1 protein-coding gene and 1 pseudogene are annotated in these 1,254 nt (G+C 56.9%); both read right to left on the bottom strand.

The annotated features are described in order from the left end of the window. Positions 1-13 precede the first annotated feature (13 nt). Positions 14-472 (bottom strand): annotated as a pseudogene (locus RT582_RS22405) (IS5 family transposase); the annotation flags it as partial. Positions 473-544: 72 nt separating this feature from the next. Continuing rightward, positions 545-1,254: group II intron maturase-specific domain-containing protein (locus RT582_RS22410; protein ID WP_313480096.1), on the bottom strand; the 710-nt coding region annotated here is incomplete at its 5' end.

Raw genomic sequence — 1,254 nt, forward strand, 5'->3', positions numbered from 1 at the left:
GCCATTTCCCGCATTACAGGCGTACCTCTCCTGCGGTAGTCAGCAAATGTCGGCGCGCCATCCATAGGTTTGACAGCGCGAACAGCGTCACCAGCTGAGCGGTGTTCTTGGCCAGGCCACGGAAGCGCACCTTCACGTAACCGAACTGGCGCTTGATCACTCGAAACGGGTGCTCGACCTTCGCTCGCACTTGTGCCTTGGCCTTCTCGATCTTGCGCTTGGCTTTGTACAGGGCGCTGCGTTTATCGAGCTTCTTGTAGGTGCTGCGGCGTGCTGCGACCTGCCAGATCACTTCGCGGCCAGCATGTTCGGGGCGCTTTTCGACGCCGGTGTAGCCGGCATCGGCGCAGACGACGTTCTCTTCACCATGCAGCAGTTTGTCGACCTGGGTGACATCCGCCACGTTTGCCGCCGTGCCGACCACGCTGTGCACCAGCCCCGACTCGTCATTCACACCGATGTGCGCCTTCAGTCGGGTAAAGCAGGAGTGTTACCACTCCTGCCTCCCCTAAGAACCGTACTTGAGAGTCACCCCTCATACGGCTCAAGCCTTCCAGCAGCCTGAGTGAGACTGGGTAACCTGACGATGCGCTCTTCGGCGCTCAAGGTAAAACGTCCATGCCGGATCGAACGGGTTCGCTGCACTGCATATTTTGATATGCCGCACGATCGAAACACTGGCGGCGGCATACAGCCAAGCGGGTTGACTCATGCCGCGCGCTTTCTCCTGGGTGGCGAAAACCCAGTGCCGTTGACCCACGACACGAAAGTAGCGTTGTTTTACCCAATGGGCACTTTTCATGGCGTGCCGGCGAACTGCCCAGCGCCATAACACTTGCCAAATCTGATGGTCGATCCATGCGAAACGCTTGGCGGCGACAACATGGCGATGATACATGGCCCATCCTCGGATCACCGGGTTCAGGGTCAAGATCAAGTTAGCTTGAGTCGCCGTCTTGTTTGCGTTCGCGATTTCCCGCACCTTATCCAGCAATGCCTTCACACTCTTGCGAGCCGGAGTGATGAGTAGCTTGCCGGCGTACTTGCGTACGTTCTGGCCCAGAAAATCGAAGCCTTGCGAGATATGCGTTATCTGAGTCTTTTCATCAGAGAGTTCCAAGCCTCGCTCTTTCAGGAACGCCTCAATTGCAGGACGAACCTGATGTTGCAAAACAGCTTTCGTGGCCCCTGTGATGATGAAGTCATCGGCATATCGTACGACGTGTATCTTGAATGGCTTACGCTTGCGCGCTG

It is taken from the genome of Stutzerimonas kunmingensis (assembly GCF_032106285.1).
GTDB classification, from domain to species: Bacteria; Pseudomonadota; Gammaproteobacteria; order Pseudomonadales; family Pseudomonadaceae; genus Stutzerimonas; species Stutzerimonas kunmingensis_B.